12 protein-coding genes are annotated in these 14,925 nt (G+C 75.3%); 8 read left to right on the top strand and 4 right to left on the bottom strand.

What is annotated here, in order from left to right:
• From ABD296_RS21055 to ABD296_RS21075, 5 genes are all read left to right on the top strand, one after another.
• The coding region (locus ABD296_RS21055) for a sensor histidine kinase (protein ID WP_407061494.1) at window positions 1–1,592 on the top strand (1,592 nt) is incomplete at its 5' end.
• A gap of 165 nt (window positions 1,593–1,757) precedes the next feature.
• On the top strand, window positions 1,758–2,378 hold the full coding sequence (locus ABD296_RS21060) for a TetR/AcrR family transcriptional regulator (RefSeq protein WP_344269566.1): 621 nt from the start codon (window positions 1,758–1,760) through the stop codon (window positions 2,376–2,378).
• A gap of 87 nt (window positions 2,379–2,465) precedes the next feature.
• Window positions 2,466–3,281: an IclR family transcriptional regulator gene (locus tag ABD296_RS21065; protein ID WP_344269570.1), complete on the top strand. Its 816-nt coding sequence runs from the start codon at window positions 2,466–2,468 to the stop codon at window positions 3,279–3,281.
• Between the two features lie 130 nt (window positions 3,282–3,411).
• Complete coding sequence (locus ABD296_RS21070) at window positions 3,412–4,434, top strand: aromatic ring-hydroxylating dioxygenase subunit alpha (RefSeq protein ID WP_344269572.1); 1,023 nt, start codon at window positions 3,412–3,414, stop codon at window positions 4,432–4,434.
• The gene (locus tag ABD296_RS21075) at window positions 4,431–4,592 is read left to right on the top strand and encodes a hypothetical protein (RefSeq protein ID WP_344269575.1); all 162 of its coding nucleotides are present in this window, start codon (window positions 4,431–4,433) and stop codon (window positions 4,590–4,592) included. The genes ABD296_RS21070 and ABD296_RS21075 overlap by 4 nt, the downstream gene beginning before the upstream one ends.
• Before the next feature lie 49 nt (window positions 4,593–4,641).
• Here ABD296_RS21075 and ABD296_RS21080 read toward each other — a convergent pair whose 3' ends face one another.
• The 3 genes from ABD296_RS21080 to ABD296_RS21090 are packed head-to-tail and all read right to left on the bottom strand — an operon-like array spanning window position 4,642 to window position 7,891.
• Window positions 4,642–6,279, bottom strand: coding sequence for an ABC transporter permease (locus ABD296_RS21080; RefSeq protein WP_344269579.1), 1,638 nt, complete (start codon window positions 6,277–6,279; stop codon window positions 4,642–4,644).
• A complete protein-coding gene (locus ABD296_RS21085; protein ID WP_285913739.1) occupies window positions 6,276–7,193 on the bottom strand; it encodes an ABC transporter ATP-binding protein in 918 nt (305 codons plus the stop codon). The genes ABD296_RS21080 and ABD296_RS21085 overlap by 4 nt, the downstream gene beginning before the upstream one ends.
• Window positions 7,190–7,891, bottom strand: a complete 702-nt coding sequence (locus ABD296_RS21090; protein WP_344269585.1) for a TetR/AcrR family transcriptional regulator — start codon at window positions 7,889–7,891, stop codon at window positions 7,190–7,192. The genes ABD296_RS21085 and ABD296_RS21090 overlap by 4 nt, the downstream gene beginning before the upstream one ends.
• A 146-nt stretch (window positions 7,892–8,037) precedes the next feature.
• On the opposite strand from ABD296_RS21090, the gene ABD296_RS21095 reads away from it, so the two are divergent.
• The 3 genes from ABD296_RS21095 to ABD296_RS21105 all read left to right on the top strand — a co-directional run bounded on the left by ABD296_RS21095 (window position 8,038) and on the right by ABD296_RS21105 (window position 13,552).
• Window positions 8,038–9,099, top strand: a complete 1,062-nt coding sequence (locus tag ABD296_RS21095) for a FecCD family ABC transporter permease (RefSeq protein WP_344269588.1) — start codon at window positions 8,038–8,040, stop codon at window positions 9,097–9,099.
• The gene (locus ABD296_RS21100; protein WP_344269591.1) at window positions 9,096–10,124 is read left to right on the top strand and encodes a FecCD family ABC transporter permease; all 1,029 of its coding nucleotides are present in this window, start codon (window positions 9,096–9,098) and stop codon (window positions 10,122–10,124) included. Before ABD296_RS21095 ends, ABD296_RS21100 begins: the two co-directional genes overlap by 4 nt.
• A 68-nt stretch (window positions 10,125–10,192) precedes the next feature.
• Window positions 10,193–13,552: a non-ribosomal peptide synthetase gene (locus ABD296_RS21105; RefSeq protein WP_344269594.1), complete on the top strand. Its 3,360-nt coding sequence runs from the start codon at window positions 10,193–10,195 to the stop codon at window positions 13,550–13,552.
• A gap of 66 nt (window positions 13,553–13,618) precedes the next feature.
• Here the strand turns inward: ABD296_RS21105 and entS are convergent, their stop codons facing one another.
• Complete coding sequence (gene entS / locus ABD296_RS21110) at window positions 13,619–14,869, bottom strand: enterobactin transporter EntS (protein ID WP_344269597.1); 1,251 nt, start codon at window positions 14,867–14,869, stop codon at window positions 13,619–13,621.
• Between the last annotated feature and the right edge of the window lie 56 nt (window positions 14,870–14,925).

A 14,925-nucleotide genomic window follows, 5' to 3' on the forward strand; every position in this document is an offset into this window, starting at 1 on the left:
CGGGGCGGCTCGGCCGGCGGACCGGCGCGGCGTTCACCGCCGGCGCGGCGGTGTGGGCGCTGACCTGGGCGGCGAGCTGGAACGCGGGCGCCGGGCCGGTGGCGTCGGTGTTCGCCCAGTCGGTGTTCTTCGTGACGATCGGGGTGGGCGTGCTGGTATACCCGGGCGGCCGGCTCGACGGGACGGTCGCCCGGCTGTGGACGGGTGTCACGGCCGTCGTCATGATCGGCGGGCAGGCGCTGCTGTGCGCGGTGTCGCGGCCCGCGTGGAACGGGTTCGCCGCCTCGGCGGCGTGGCCCACGGTCGCCCCCGAACGCGAGGCGTTCCAGTGCGCGTACCGCGCGATCACGACCGTGGAGGCGGTGCTGGCCGGCGCGCTGGTGATCATCCTGCTGCTCCGGCTGCCGGGGACCGGCCGGCTGGACCGCCGCTTCACGGTGCCGATCGCGGCCGCCGTCACGGTCGGCGTCGCCGGCGCGCTGGCGGTGCAGGGGTCGCTCATCGGCGGCCACGTGACCCTGGACGACGTGATGGAGGTCTACCTGTTCCAGGGCGTGTCCGCGACGGTGCTGCCGCTGGCGTTCCTCGCCGCGGCGCTGCGCGCACGGCTGGCCGAGCTCACCGCCGCCGCGCGGATGCAGCGCCTCACCGGCCACCCGGTGTCGGTGGAGAAGGTGCGGGACGCGCTGCGCCGCGTCCTGCACGACGGCACCCTCGCCCTGTGGCTGTGGGCCGACGGCGGCTACGTCGACACCACCGGCCGCCCCATCGCCGCCGGGCCCGGGCCCGGCACCGCCGCCGGGCCCGCCGCGGGCCGGTGGCGGCACGCGGTCCGCACGTCCGGCGGGGAGCCGCTCGCCACGGTCGACGCCGACGACCGGCTGCGCGGCCACGAGGCGCTCGTCGAGGCGGCGCTGGTCGCCGGGGGCCGCGCGCTGGAGACCGTCCGGCTGCAGGCCGCGGCGCGGGCGCATCTGGAGCGGGCGCGGGACGCGCGGGAGCGGCTGGTCCGCGCCCAGGCGGCGGAGCGGGAACGGGTCGCGGCGCAGCTGCAGCGCAGCGCCCAGCAGCGGTTGCGTGCGCTGGAGACGCTGCTCGCCGGGCTGGAGGCGGCGGCCGGCCCGCGGGCCCGCGAGCAGGCGCGCGCGTGCCGCCGGGAGCTGACGGAGGCGGCCGCGGAGCTGGACGGCCTGGCCCGCGGCGTGCATCCGGCGGTCCTGACCGACGCGGGACTGGCCGCCGCGATGCGGCCGGTCGCCGCCCGCGCCGCCGCGTCCGTCCGGCTCGACCTGCCCGCCCGCCGGTACCCGCCGGAGGTCGAGTCGACGCTGTACTTCGCGCTCTGCGAGGCGCTGGCGAACGCCGCCAAGCACGCCGGCGCCCGGGAGGTCCGGCTGAGCGTGCGGGACGAGCCGGGCCGGGTGGTCGCCGAGGCCCGCGACGACGGCGCGGGCGGCGCCCGCCCGGCCGACGGCGGCGTGCTCGCCGGCCTCACCGACCGGGTCCGCGGGCTGCGCGGCCACGTCGACGTCGAGAGCCCGCCCGGCGCGGGCACCACCGTCCGGATCATCCTGCCGGCGGCCGATGATTGACCGGCCGACGCACCTCGCAACGGTCGCGGGGGCGCTCCGGTCCGCCTGCTCTGACCTCGTCGCGGCAGGGCGCGGACGGCCGCCGTTCTGGAACACTGGGACGCGCCCGCCGCGGGGAGCACGTCACCGGGCGGCGGCGGGCGATGAGGGCGCGGACAGGGAGACATGGGCGAGCGGGTGCGGGTGCGCAAGGACCGTGACGAGCGGCGCGAGCAGATCCTGGTGTGCGCGCGGGAGCTGTTCAGCGAACGGCCGTACGAGGAGGTGTCCAACACCGAGATCGCGGCGGTGGCGGGCGTCAGCCGCGGCCTGCTGAACCATTACTTCGGCACCAAGCGGGAGCTGTACCTGGCGGTGGTGGAGCGGATGCTGCAGATCCCGCCGGTGCCGGTGCCCGCCTACGAGCCGGGCGCGAGCGTCCGCGAGCGGGTGACCGAGAGCATCACCGGCTGGCTGGAGCTGCTGGAGCGCAACGCCGGGACCTGGCTCGTCGCGCTGGACATGGCGGCCGGGTCGGCGGGCGACGACGAGCTCGCCCGGCTGGTGGACGCGGCGCGCGAGGGCGCCGTCGACCACGTCACCGAGGTGGTCGGGCTGTCCCGGCTGGCCGCCGGGCACCCGGAGGTGCGCTCGGCGCTGCGCGGGTTCAGCGGGATGGCGGAGGCGGCCACCCGCGAGTGGCTGCGGCACGGCCGGCTGACCCGCGCCCAGGTGCACGTGCTGCTGGAAGAGACGATCATGCATCTGATCGAGGAGACCGTGCCGAAGATGACGGCGGCGGACTGAGCCCGCGGGGCCGACGTTCTGCACATAATTGACAGCTGTGCGCATTGCGCCTAATTTCTGGGTCGACGCTCGGAGAGGACGGTCCGCATGCGCAACGGAGGACTCGCCGCCCGGCCCGCGCCCGCGCCGCCGCGTCCCACCGTGACCAGCCGGGTCCTGGACATCATCGGCGCCTTCACGCCGGACCGCCCGGCGCTGACGATCACCCAGATCGCCCGCCGCGCCGGGCTGCCGCTGTCCACCGCGCACCGGCTCGTCGGCGAGCTGACCTGCTGGGGCGCGCTGGAGCGCGACGGCACGGGCCTCTACCGGATCGGCCTGCGGCTGTGGGAGGTGGGCGCGCTCGCCCGGGGCCCGGTGCTGCGCGAGGCGGCGATGCCGTTCCTCGAGGACCTGTACGAGGCGACCCACGAGAACGTCCACCTCGCCGTGCTGGACGGCCTGGACGTCGTCTACATCGAGCGGATCTCCGCCCGCGACGCCGTCCACGTCTTCTCCCGCGTCGCGGGCCGCTGGCCGGCGCACGCGACCGGGGTCGGCCTGGCGATGCTCGCGCACGCCGATCCGGAGCTGCAGGAGCGGGCGATCGCCGGGCCGCTGCGCGGGTTCACGCCCAGGACCATCACCACCGGTCCCGAGCTGCGCCGCGTCCTGGCCGAGGTCCGCCGCACCGGGGCCGCGGTGAGCGACGGGCAGGTCGAGACGTTCGCGATGTCGGTCGGCGCGCCCGTGTTCGGCCCGGACGACACGGTGGTGGCGGCCGTCGCGATCGTGGTCCCGGCGTCCGGCTGGGAGGCGCGCTCGCTCGTTCCGGTCGTGCGGGCCGCCGCCCGAGGCATCTCCCGCGCCCTCGGCGCCCCGCGGGCCCTGCGCCGCCCGGAGTCGGCGCGGCGCGAGGGCTGACGGCCCTCCTCCCGCAGGGCGTCGCGGGCGGCTTCTTCCGCTGGACGGAATCGGTGTGGTCCGGCCTCGCGGGCGGCGGCGAAGGTCGTGGCGACCGCACCGCCCGCCGTTCACCGCCGAGGAGCAGCCCATGGCCATCGCGCGCAACCAGTGGTACGTCGCCGCCTACAGCGAGGAGGTCGGCGACGGCCTGCTCGCCCGGACGATCTGCGGGGAGCCGCTCGTCTTCTACCGGACGGGCGCGGGGCAGGCCGTCGCGCTCGCCGACCGGTGCGTGCACCGCCGCTTCCCGCTCTCGGAGAGCAACCGCGACGGCGACCGGATCGTCTGCGGCTACCACGGCTTCACCTACGCGCCCGACGGGGCGTGCGTCGCGGTGCCGGGGCAGACGCGGATCCCGCGCACCGCCCGCGTCCCCGCGTACCAGGTCGTCGAGCAGGACTCGCTGGTCTGGGTGTGGATCGGCGACGGGACGGGCGACGCCGCCGCGATCCCGCGCGCCCCCTGGCTGAGCTCCCCGGACTACACGACCGTCCGCGGCATGGAGCCGCTCGCCGCGCGGTACGAGCTGCTCGTCGACAACCTGCTCGACCTGTCGCACGAGACCTACCTGCACGCGGGCTACATCGGCACGCCGGAGGTCGCGCAGACCCCGATCACCACGGAGGTGGACGACGAGGCCGGCGTCGTCTACGTCAGCCGCCGCATGAAGGACGTCGAGTGCCCGCCGTTCTACTCGGAGTCGACCGGCATCGAGGGCCGCATCGACCGGTGGCAGGACATCGAGTACCACCCGCCGGGCTTCTACCTGCTGCACAGCCGCATCGCGCCGACCGGCGTGGAGCCCGGCCCGGACGGCGACGACCCGCGCGCCTTCCACGTGGAGGTCGGCTACGCGATCGTCCCGGAGACCGAGACCACCACGCACGACTTCTGGTGGGTCGCCCGCGACTTCGCGCTCGACGACGAGCGGGTGTCGGAGTTCCTGCACGAGAACAACCGCACCGTCGTCCTGCAGGACGTCACGGCGCTGAACACCCTGGAGAAGGTGATCGCCGCCGAGCCGGAGGGCTACCAGGAGCTGTCCATCAACATCGACACCGGCGGCCTGGCCGCGCGCCGCCTGCTCCAGCGGCTCACGGCGGCGCGGTGAGCGCCGGCACGGCGGGTGGGGGCCGCCTGCGGGTCGAATGGTCCCCGGGCTCGGACCGGCTCACCGGCATCTGCCACTGCGGCGCCCGCCGCACCGCCGAGGACCCGGCCGAGATCTGGGCGTGGCTGCTCTCCCACCCCGGCCACGACGCCGGCTGACCCGGCAGGGGCGGACCGCTCCCACCCCGGCCGGGCCGTGCCGTGCCGGTCAGGCGATGTCGCGGCGGCGGAAGGCGAGCAGGCCGGCCGCGGCGGCGGCGACCGCGACGGCGGTCAGCGCGGCGACCGGCAGGACGTCGAAGCCGCCGCCGGGCAGCTTCGGCGTGTGCGTGAACGGCGAGACGTCCATGACCGCCTGCGGCAGCTTCAGCAGCGGCCCGACCTGGCCGAGCAGCAGGCAGACGGTCAGCACGCCCCACCCGGCGGACGTCGCGCGGGGCACCAGGCCGAACAGCAGCACGGTCACCGCGGCGATCACCCAGACCGCCGGCAGCTGGACGAGCGCCGCGCCGAGCTGGCGGGGCAGCTGCCCGCCGAGGTCGCCGGAGCGGGCCCCGTGGACGACCCCGATCGCGAGGCCGGTGGCGCCCAGCAGGACCACCGTGCCCGCGACGGTGACGGCGAGGTTCGCGGCGGCCCAGCGGACCCGGCCGACGGCGGTGGCGAGAACCGGCTCCAGGCGACCCGCGCTCTCCTCGGCCCGCATCCTGAGGACGCTCTGCACCGCGTAGGCCGAGGCGAACAGGGCCATGAGGCCCATGGCGGTGGCGAGGAACGCGTCCGCGAGGTCCTGCTGCCCGCCGATCTTGCGGATGTCGTCCAGGACGGCGTCGCTGCCGTTGACCAGGTCGTCGACGCCGTCCACGACACCGCCGATCGCCAGCCCGTACACCAGGAACGCCGCGGACCAGCCGGCCAGCGTGGCCCGCTGCAGCCGCCACGACAGGGCGAGCGGGCCGCGCAGCGACGGTGCGGCCCGCGCGGGACCGGGCGCCGGTGCCAGGATCCCGGCGCCGAGGTCGCGGCGCTCGGCCAGCGCGTAGGCGGCGGCGACCAGGAGCAGGAAGGCGGCGAGGGGGAGCAGGAGCACGGCCCAGCGGTCGCCCGCGTGCGGCCGCACCAGCTGTGCCCAGCCGATCGGCGACAGCCACGCCGCCCAGTGCGCCGAACCGGCGTCCGCCACGCCCCGGACCAGGTAGGCGGCGCCGAGCACCGCGAACGCCAGCCCGTTGGCGAGCCGGGACGTCTCCGCGAGCTGCGCGGTGACCGCGGCGACCCCGGCGAACACCAGCCCGGCGCCGAACCAGGACAGTCCGAACACGACCGATCCGGCGATGGGCAGCCCGAACACCATCATGACGACCGCGACCACGGCCGCCAGGGTGGCGGCGGCCGTCACGGCGGCGGCCAGGGCCGCGGTCAGCGGCGCGCGGCGCCCGACGGCGGCGGCGCCGACCAGCTCCAGCCGTCCCGTCTCCTCTTCGGCGCGCGTGTGCCGGACGACGAGCAGCACGCACATCACGGCGGTGAGGGCGGCACCGGTCGCGCCGACCCGCCACGCGCTGACGCCCGCGGCCGTGTGCTCGTTCAGCACCGGCCCGTACATGGCCCGCATGGACGGGTTGTCGTTGATGCCGCGCGCGAAGCTCTCCAGGGACCCCGGCGCGTCGTACCCGTTCTTGAAGCTGTAGACCGTGCTGGAGACGAGCGCGGTCAGCCCGTAGATCCACGCCGGCATCATGACGCGGTCGCGGCGCAGCCACATCTTCAGCAGCGTGCCCAAGCCGGCGAGCGCGCCGTCCGCGCGGGCGTCGCGCGCGGACGGGCGCACGGTCGTGGCGGTCATGACACGCCGCCTTCCTGGAGGGCCCGCCCGGCGTGGTCGTTCTCGTAGTGCCGCAGGAACAGCTCTTCGAGGGTCGGCGGGCGGCTGGTGAGGGCGCGGACGCCGATCTCGGTGAGCTGCCGCAGCGCGGCGTCCAGCTCGGACGTCTCGACCTCGAAGGTGACGGTGTTGCCGTCGATGTGGACGTCATGCGCGCCGGGCAGCGGGACGCCGTCGGGCGGGCCGGCGAGCTCGGCGCGGATGGAGGTGCGGGTGAGATGGCGCAGCTCGGAGAGCGTGCCGGTCTCCACCGTGCGGCCCTTGCGGATGATGGTGACCCGGTCGCAGAGCGCCTCCACCTCGCTGAGGATGTGGCTCGACAGCAGCACCGTCCGCCCGGCCGCGCGCTCCTCCTTCACGCACTCCTGGAACGCCTCCTCCATGAGGGGGTCGAGGCCGGAGGTGGGCTCGTCCAGGATGAGCAGCTCCGCGTCGGAGGCGAACGCGGCGACGAGCGCGACCTTCTGCCGGTTGCCCTTGGAGTAGGCGCGCCCCCGCTTCTTCGGGTCGAGTTCGAAGCGGTCGAGCAGCTCGGTGCGGCGGCGGTCGTCCTGCCCGCCGCGCAGCCGCCCGAGCAGGTCGATGACCTCGCCGCCGGACAGGTTGGGCCACAGGGTGACGTCCCCGGGCACGTAGGCGATGCGCCGGTGCAGCGCGGTGGCGTCGCGCCACGGGTCCCCGCCGAGCAGCCGGGCCGTCCCGGCGTCGGCGCGCATCAGCCCGAGCAGCACGCGGATGGCGGTGGACTTCCCGGCCCCGTTGGGACCGAGGAAGCCGTGCACCTCGCCGGGCGCCACGCGCAGGTCGAGCCCGTCGAGCGCGCGCGTCCGGCCGAACGTCTTGACCAGGCCCTCGGCCCGTACCGCCTCAGTCATCCTGCCTTCTCTCCTGGGCCTTCCTCGGTGTTCCCGGTGCGAGCGGCCGGCCCGAAGGCGCCGCTCTCGTACTCCCGCATGGTGGTGCGGGCGCGTGCCGCGAGTTCCCGGCTCAGCAGCCGGTCGTCGACGATGTCGAAGAGGGCGCGCCGCAGCCGCAGCGAGCCTTCGGGGGTGAAGGTGTCGACGCCCAGTACCCGCGACAGGTGGTCGTGCAGCACCTCCATGCCGATCGTCATCGCGACGAGCGCGGCGGAGTAGGCGTGCACGTCGGTGGTGACGGGCGCGTTGATCCCGGGCGGCAGGTCGGAGGCGAAGTAGGTCTCGGTGGTGTCGACCAGGTCGTCGAACACCCGTGCCGCGGCGGGGGAGCCGTCGACGAGCGCGCGGGCGAGGTAGCGGCGCACGGGAAGGTCGATCCGCATCGCCCGCGCCAGGAAGCCGGGGTCGCCGATCCCGTCGATCTTCTCCGAGCTGAGCCGGCGGATCGTGTCGAGCGCGTAGGCGTCGCAGGCCTCCCGCAGCTCCTGCTTCGAGCCGAAATGGTGCTGGACGAGCCCGACCGACACCCCGGCCGCCTCCGCGATGCCGCGGAACGTCGCGCCCTTCATCCCGTGCTCGGCGAACATCTCCAGCGCGGCGTCCCTGATCCGTGCGCGCGCCGTCAGGTCTTCCTGTGCCGGGCCCGTCTCCGTCACGCTTCCGAACCCTCCAATACAAGCGTTCAATCTCCAATACGCATGTATACCATACGCACGTATTGGCACTGGCGCGAGGAGATCCGGAAAATCGGGAACGGGGAGGGGTGGAGGCGTCGAGTTAGCTTAGGCTAGCCTTACTAACCGTGCTGCCCCTCGCGCGGAGAACCCCCCGCACACCCCCGGCGAAGGAGGCCGCCGCGCCTCCGGTCCGGCGCCCGGCGGGCCGCTGGGCCGGGCTCGGCGCCCTCGCCGTCCTCCTGCTGCTGGCGGCCGCGGCGAGCCTGGCCGTCGGCGCCGAGCACATCCCGATCGGGAAGGTCGCGCCGGCCGTGTTCGCGCCGGACGGGTCGCGGGACGCGCTGATCGTGCGTGAGCTGCGGCTCCCGCGCACCCTCCTCGGCATCGGCGCCGGCGTCGCGCTCGGCCTCGCCGGCGCGGTGATGCAGGCGCTCACCCGTAACCCGCTCGCCGAACCCGGCCTGCTCGGCGTGAACGGCGGCGCCGCGCTCGCGGTCGTCATCGTCATCGGGGCGTTCCGCGCCGACGACGTCCTGGTCTACGTGTGGGCGGCGTTCATCGGGGCCGCCGGCGCCGCCGTGCTCGTCCACACGATCGGTGCGCGCGGGCGCGGCGGGACCTCGCCCGCGCGGCTGGTGCTGGCGGGCGCCGCCGTCAACGCCGTGTTCAGCGCGCTGACGGCCGGGCTGATGCTGCTCAGCCCGCGCGCCTTCAACGGCTTCCGGTTCTGGCAGGTCGGCAGCCTCGCCGGGCGGGACACCGGGGTGTTCCTCCGGGTACTGCCGTTCATCGCCGCCGGGACGGTGCTGGCCCTGCTGCTCGCCCGGCCGCTGAACGCCCTCGGCCTCGGCGACGAGGCGGGCCGCGCGCTCGGCGTCCATCCGGGCCGGACGCGGGCGCTCGGCGCGCTGGCCGTCGTGCTGCTGTGCGGGGCGGCGACGGCGGCCGTCGGGCCCATCACGTTCCTCGGCCTCGCCGTCCCGTACGCGGTCCGCGCGTTCGTCGGCCCCGACCAGCGCTGGGTGCTGCCGTACTCGCTGCTGCTCGCGCCCGTCCTGCTGCTCGCCGCCGACATCACCGGACGCGTCGTCACGCCCGGCGAGCTGCAGACCGGGATCGTCACCGCGTTCCTCGGCGCGCCGCTGTTCATGCTGATCGTCCGGCGCGGAAGGACCCGTGACCTATGAGCCGTGTCATGCGGGCCGGCGGGGTGTCGGTGCGGTGGGAGCCGCGGGCGGCGCTGGTGTGCGGGCTGGTGGCGCTGGTCGCGGTGGGCGCCGCCGTCTTCGTGGTCGGATCCGGTGAGTTCCCCATCTCGCCGGTGGACGTGGTGCGCTCGCTCGTCGGGCAGGGCGACCAGGCGACCGACTTCATCGTCCGCACGCTGCGGCTGCCGCGCGCCGTCACCGGGCTGCTCGCCGGGCTGGCGCTCGGCATGAGCGGGGCGATCTTCCAGAGCATGTCGCGCAACCCGCTCGGCAGCCCCGACCTCATCGGCTTCACCACCGGGTCGGCGACGGGCGCGCTGCTGCAGATCCTGGTGTTCGGCGGCGGCGCGGTCGCGATCACCGTCAGCTCGGTCGCGGGCGCGTTCATCACCGCCGCGGGCGTGTACATCGTCGCCTACCGGCGGGGCGGCGGCGTGCACGGCGTCCGCCTGGTGCTGATCGGGGTCGCCGCCGCCGCGATGCTGGAGGCCGCCAACTCCTACCTCATCACCCGCGCCGAACTGCGCGAGGCGTACGAGGCCGCGTTCTGGCTGACCGGGAGCCTGAACGGGCGCGGGTGGGCGCAGGCGGTGCCGCTCGCCATCGCGCTCGCGGTGCTCGTCCCGATGGCGCTGCTGCTCGCCCGCCCGCTCGGTATGGGTGAGATGGGCGACGACGCGGCGCGGGCGCTCGGTGTGCCCGTCCAGCGGACGCGCGCGCTGCTCGTGGTGGTGGGCGACGGCCTCGGCGCGGCGGCGACGGCGGCGGCGGGCCCGGTGCCGTTCGTCGCGCTCGCGGCGCCGCAGCTGGCGCGGCGGCTGACCCGCCGCCCCGGCGCGCTGCTGCTGCCCGCCGGACTGACCGGCGCCGCGCTGCTGGCCTGCGGCGACCTGATCTCGCTGCACCTGCCGGTGGCGATGCCGGTCGGGGTGGTCACCGGCGTGCTCGGCGGCGCCTACCTGGCGTGGCTGCTGCTCACCTCCGGACGCCGCGCGGCCGCCTGAAGGCGCCCGCATTGACGGTGGGACGGCGATCAATTTAGGTTAGCCTTACCTAAGTTGAGGGGAGTTCTGTGCTGACCTGGGATGAGCTGCACGCCGCGCTGACCGACGTGCTGGGCGAGGACGCCGAGCCGGGCGACAACCTGATCGAGCTCGGGATGGACTCGATCCGCCTCATGCAGCTGACCGGGCGGCTGCGCCGCCGCGGCGTCGAGGTCCGCTTCGCCGAGCTGGCCGAGCGGCCCACCCTCGCAGGCTGGTGGGACCTGCTCGCCGAGCGCGGCCAGATGGAGGCCCGCCCGCCCGAGCCCGCTCTGGAGCCGGACGGAGGGGAACCCGACGGGCCGTTCCCGCTGGCCCTCATGCAGCACGCGTACTGGATCGGCCGCGACTCCGGCCAGTCCCTCGGCTCGGTCGCCGCGCACCTCTACGTCGAGCTGGACGGCCGCGCCATCGATCCGTCCCGCTTCGAGCCGGCCGTGCGCGCGCTCGCCGACCGGCACCCCATGCTGCGCGTCGCCGTCGGCGACGACGGGACGCAGCGGATCCTGCCGGAGCGCCCCGGGCCCGCCGTGACCGTCCACGACCTGCGCGAGGCCGCCGACCCCGGCGCCGAACTGGACCGGATCCGCGCCGAGATGTCGCGGCAGCGGCTCCCCATCGAGGACGGCCGCGTCTTCGACGCCCGCCTCAGCCTGCTCCCCGAAGGGATCGCGCGGCTTCACCTCGACGTCGACATGGTCGCCGCCGACGCGATGAGCTACCGCGTCATGCTCGCCGACCTCGCCGCGCTCTACGAGGGCGAGGCGCTCGCCCCGATCCGCTACGGCTACGCCCGCTACCTCGCCGACGACCCGCGCGCCGACGCCCGCGGGCAGGACCGGCGGTGGTGGGCCGACCGGCTCGCCGACCTGCCCGGCCCGCCCGAGCTGCCGGTCGTCCCCGAACCGGGCGACGAGGTCGAGCGCCTGCACCACTGGCTGCCGCCGGAGGAGAAGGCCCGGCTCATCGCCCGCGCGCACGCCGAGGGCATCACCCCGGCGATGGCGCTCGCCGCCGTGTTCGCCGAGGTCATCGGCGCGTGGTCGGCGACGCCGCGGTTCCTGCTCAACCTGCCGCTGTTCCACCGCGAGCCCGTCCACCCGGACGTGGACTCCGTCGTCGGCGACTTCACCGGCTCCATCATGCTGGAGGCCGACCTCACCGAGGAGCTGCCGTTCGCCGCGCGGGCCCGCGCCCTGCAGGCGAACCTGCACACCGCCGGCGCGCACAGCGACTACTCCGGCCTCGAAGTGCTGCGCGACCTGTCGCGGCTGCGCGGCGAGCAGGTCCTCGCCCCGATCGTCTACACCAGCGCACTGAACCTCGGCGAGCTGTTCGGCGACGCGGTCCGCGAGCGGTTCGGCGAGCCCGCCTGGATCATCTCGCAGGGCCCGCAGGTGCTGCTGGACGCCCAGGTCACCGAGGTGTCCGGCGGGCTGCTGCTGAACTGGGACGTGCGCCGCCCCGCGTTCCCGGACGGTGTCGCCGAGGCGATGTTCGCCGCCTACACCGCCGCGATCACCCGGCTCGGCGCGGACGGCGCCGACTGGGACGCGCCGCTCGGCATCGGCGCGACGCCGGAGCAGCTGCGCGTGCGGCACCGTCTCAACGCCACCGAGGCCCCTCCGCCCTCCACCCTGACCAGGGGATTCTTCGAGCATGCCCGTCGTACCCCCGGCGCCTCTGCCCTGCACTGGGGCGACGACGGCACGCTCACCTACGGCGAACTCGCCGATCGGGCACTGCGCATCGCGTCGGCACTCGTCGCGCTGGGCGTCCAGCCGGGCGACCGGGTGTCGATCGAGCTTCCCAAGGGGCCCGGCCAGGCCGCCGCCGCGCTCGGCGTCCTCGCCGCGGGCGCCGCCTACGTCCCGATCGGCCCCGAGCAGCCGGCCGCGCGCCGCGAGAGGATCCGCGCGAGCGCCGCCGTCGCCGCGTCCGTGACCCCGGCCTTCGAGCCGGGCGCCGAACCACTGTCCGAACCCGTCGCGGTCCGCCCCGACCAGGTCGCGTACGTGCTGTTCACGTCCGGGTCGACGGGCGAGCCGAAGGGCGTCGAGGTCTCGCACGGCGCCGCGATGAACACCATCGGCGACCTCGTCGGACGTTTCTCGATCGGATCCGACGACGTCACCCTCGCCGTCTCCGCCCTCGACTTCGACCTGTCGGTGTTCGACCTGTTCGCCCCCTGGACTGCGGGCGGTGCCGTCGTCGTCCCGGACGAGGACGAGCGCCGCGACGCCGCCCGCTGGAACGCCCTCGCGGCCCGCTGGTCGGTGACCGTGCTGAACAGCGTGCCGTCCGTCCTGGAGATGCTGCTGCGCTCCGGGCCCGTCCCGTCCCTGCGGCTGGTGCTGCTCGGCGGCGACTGGGTCGGCACGCACCTGCCCGCGCTGCTCGCCGAGCGGGCGCCGGGCGCCCGGTTCGTCGCGCTCGGCGGCACCACCGAGACCGCGATCCACTCGACGGTGCAGGAGGTCGCGGGCGAGGTCCCGGCCGACTGGCGCGCCGTCCCGTACGGTGTGCCGCTCGGCGGCGTCGCCTGCCGCGTCGTGGACGACCTGGGCCGCGACCGCCCCGACTGGGTCGCGGGCGAACTGTGGATCGGCGGTGCCGGGGTCGCCGACGGCTACACCGGGGATCCCGAGCGGACCGCCGACCGGTTCGTCGTCCGCGACGGCGTCCGCTGGTACCGGACCGGTGACCTCGCCCGCTACCGCCCGGGCGGCAGGCTGGAGTTCCTCGGCCGCCGCGACCACCAGGTGAAGGTCCGCGGCTTCCGCATCGAGCTCGGCGAGGTCGAGGCGGCGCTGCGCGACCACCCGGCCGTCGAACGCGCGGTCGCGCTGCTCGCGGGCGACCGCCTCTGCGCCGCCGTCACGCCCCGGGTCGTTCCCGCTGACGCGGTGCTGGCGCGCGTTCGCGATCTGCTGCCGCCGCACATGGTGCCGGAGGTGCTCGTACCGGTCGCCGAGCTGCCGCTCACCGCCAACGGCAAGGTGGACCGCAAGGCGCTCGCCGCGCTCGCCGCCGCCGAGGCCGGCGAGGACGCCGCGCCCTACGCCGAGCCCGAGACGTCCCTGGAAGGGGTGCTGGCCCGGATCGCCGCCGAGGTGCTGGGGAGGGAACGCGTCGGCGCGGGCGCCGACTTCTTCGCCCTCGGCGGCGACTCCGTCCTCGCCACGACCTTTGTTGCGCGGCTGCGCGAGGCGCTCGACACCTCCGCCCTGCCGGTCCGGGTCCTGTTCGCCGAGCGGACGATCGCGCGCATCGCCCGCCGCTTCACCGAGCTGGAGGACGTTCCGGGCCGCCTGGAGGCGGTCGCCGCGATCTGGCTGGAGATCGACTCCATGTCCGACGAAGAGGTCGAGTCGCACCTGGCCGGCTGACCGAACCCCGTTCACTTGCGGCGAGTCGTCGTTATGAGGCGTTCCATAACGACGACTCGCCGCAACTCAACGTTCGGGTTCGGCGGCGGGGGCGAGGGTGGCGGTGCGGAGGGTCGTGAGGGTGACGGCGAGCGCCAGGGCGAGGACGGCGCTGACCGTCCCGTAGACGACGATGGCCGGGCCCGGGGGCATGGCGCGGCCGAGCGCGCCGGCGCCGAGCGAACCGATGGCGGAGCCGCCGGTCTCCTGCGCCGCCCACAGGGAGTTGACGCGACCCAGATGGGAGTCGGGGGTGTGCGACTGGATGAGGCCGTACCGCAGGATCTCCTCGACGGACGCGGCGAACCCGTACCCGAACAGGATCGCGACGGCGAGCGCGGGATGCCGGGCCAGACCCGTGCACGCCAGCGCGACGAACCCGGTCACGGACGCGGCCAGCAGCGCGAGGCCCGGGGCCTTGACCGAACCCGCCCACCCGCTGGTGACGGACGCGAGCACCGCGCCGCAGGCGGGTGCGGCGTACAGCAGGCCGACGGTGGTGGGGCCGCCGTCCAGGCCGCGTTCGGCGAACGCCGGCATCAGCACCGGGACGCCGCCCGCGACCATGAACAGCAGGCCGAGCAGCATCAGCGAGCCGACGACCCGGTGGGAGGCGACGAAGCGCAGCCCGCCGCCGATCGACTTCAGCGGATGCGCGTCCGTCTCGTCTCCGCGCGCGGGTTCCAGCTTCGGCAGGGAGGTCAGCAGGCCGAGCGTGCCGAGGGTGCCGGCGGCGGCCGCCGCGTAGTTCCAGCCGACGCCGAACGCCGACACCACGAGCCCGCCGAGCGCGGGCGACAGCATCGACCCGAGCCGGACGGTCAGGGCGTTCAGCGCGCCCGCCGCGACGAGCTTGTCCGGGCCGACGAGCGCGGGAGTCGCGGCGAGCAGCGCGGTGACGGCGACGCCGGTGGCGAGGCCGTCCCAGGTGGCCAGCGCGTAGAGCGCCGCGGACGACGGGGACGGCAGGAACGCGTTGAGCGCGAGCAGCGCGAACGCGATCCCGGAGGCGGTGCGGGCGCGCAGCATGAGTCGCCGCCGGTCCTGCCGGTCGGCGAGCACGCCGCCCCACAGGAACCCGACGAGGAGCGCGAACCCCTCGGCGGCCGACACGGCGCCGACCTGCACGGTGGAGCCGGTCAGGTCGTAGACCTGCACGGGGACGGCGACGGCCAGCATGCCGATCCCGAAGACCGAGACGGTGCGGGCGATGAACACGTTGCGGAACGGCCGGCTGTCGCGCAGCGGGCCGATGTCCAGGGCGAGGCGCCGGAGCATCGTCGGGGGTTCTCCTCGGATGGGGGAGTAGCTAAGGTAAGCCTATCCTTAGTTGA

Source organism: Actinomadura napierensis (genome assembly GCF_039529375.1).
In the GTDB taxonomy this organism is placed as follows: Bacteria; Actinomycetota; Actinomycetes; order Streptosporangiales; family Streptosporangiaceae; genus Spirillospora; species Spirillospora napierensis.

Coding starts and splice junctions, on each gene's coding strand:
- ABD296_RS21070 (WP_344269572.1), top strand. CDS start 3,412: ATGGCCATCGCGCGCAACCAGTGGTACGTCGCCGCCTACAGCGAGGAG.
- ABD296_RS21100 (WP_344269591.1), top strand. CDS start 9,096: ATGAGCCGTGTCATGCGGGCCGGCGGGGTGTCGGTGCGGTGGGAGCCG.
- entS (WP_344269597.1), bottom strand. CDS start 14,869: ATGCTCCGGCGCCTCGCCCTGGACATCGGCCCGCTGCGCGACAGCCGG.
- ABD296_RS21060 (WP_344269566.1), top strand. CDS start 1,758: ATGGGCGAGCGGGTGCGGGTGCGCAAGGACCGTGACGAGCGGCGCGAG.
- ABD296_RS21085 (WP_285913739.1), bottom strand. CDS start 7,193: ATGACTGAGGCGGTACGGGCCGAGGGCCTGGTCAAGACGTTCGGCCGG.
- ABD296_RS21065 (WP_344269570.1), top strand. CDS start 2,466: ATGCGCAACGGAGGACTCGCCGCCCGGCCCGCGCCCGCGCCGCCGCGT.
- ABD296_RS21080 (WP_344269579.1), bottom strand. CDS start 6,279: ATGACCGCCACGACCGTGCGCCCGTCCGCGCGCGACGCCCGCGCGGAC.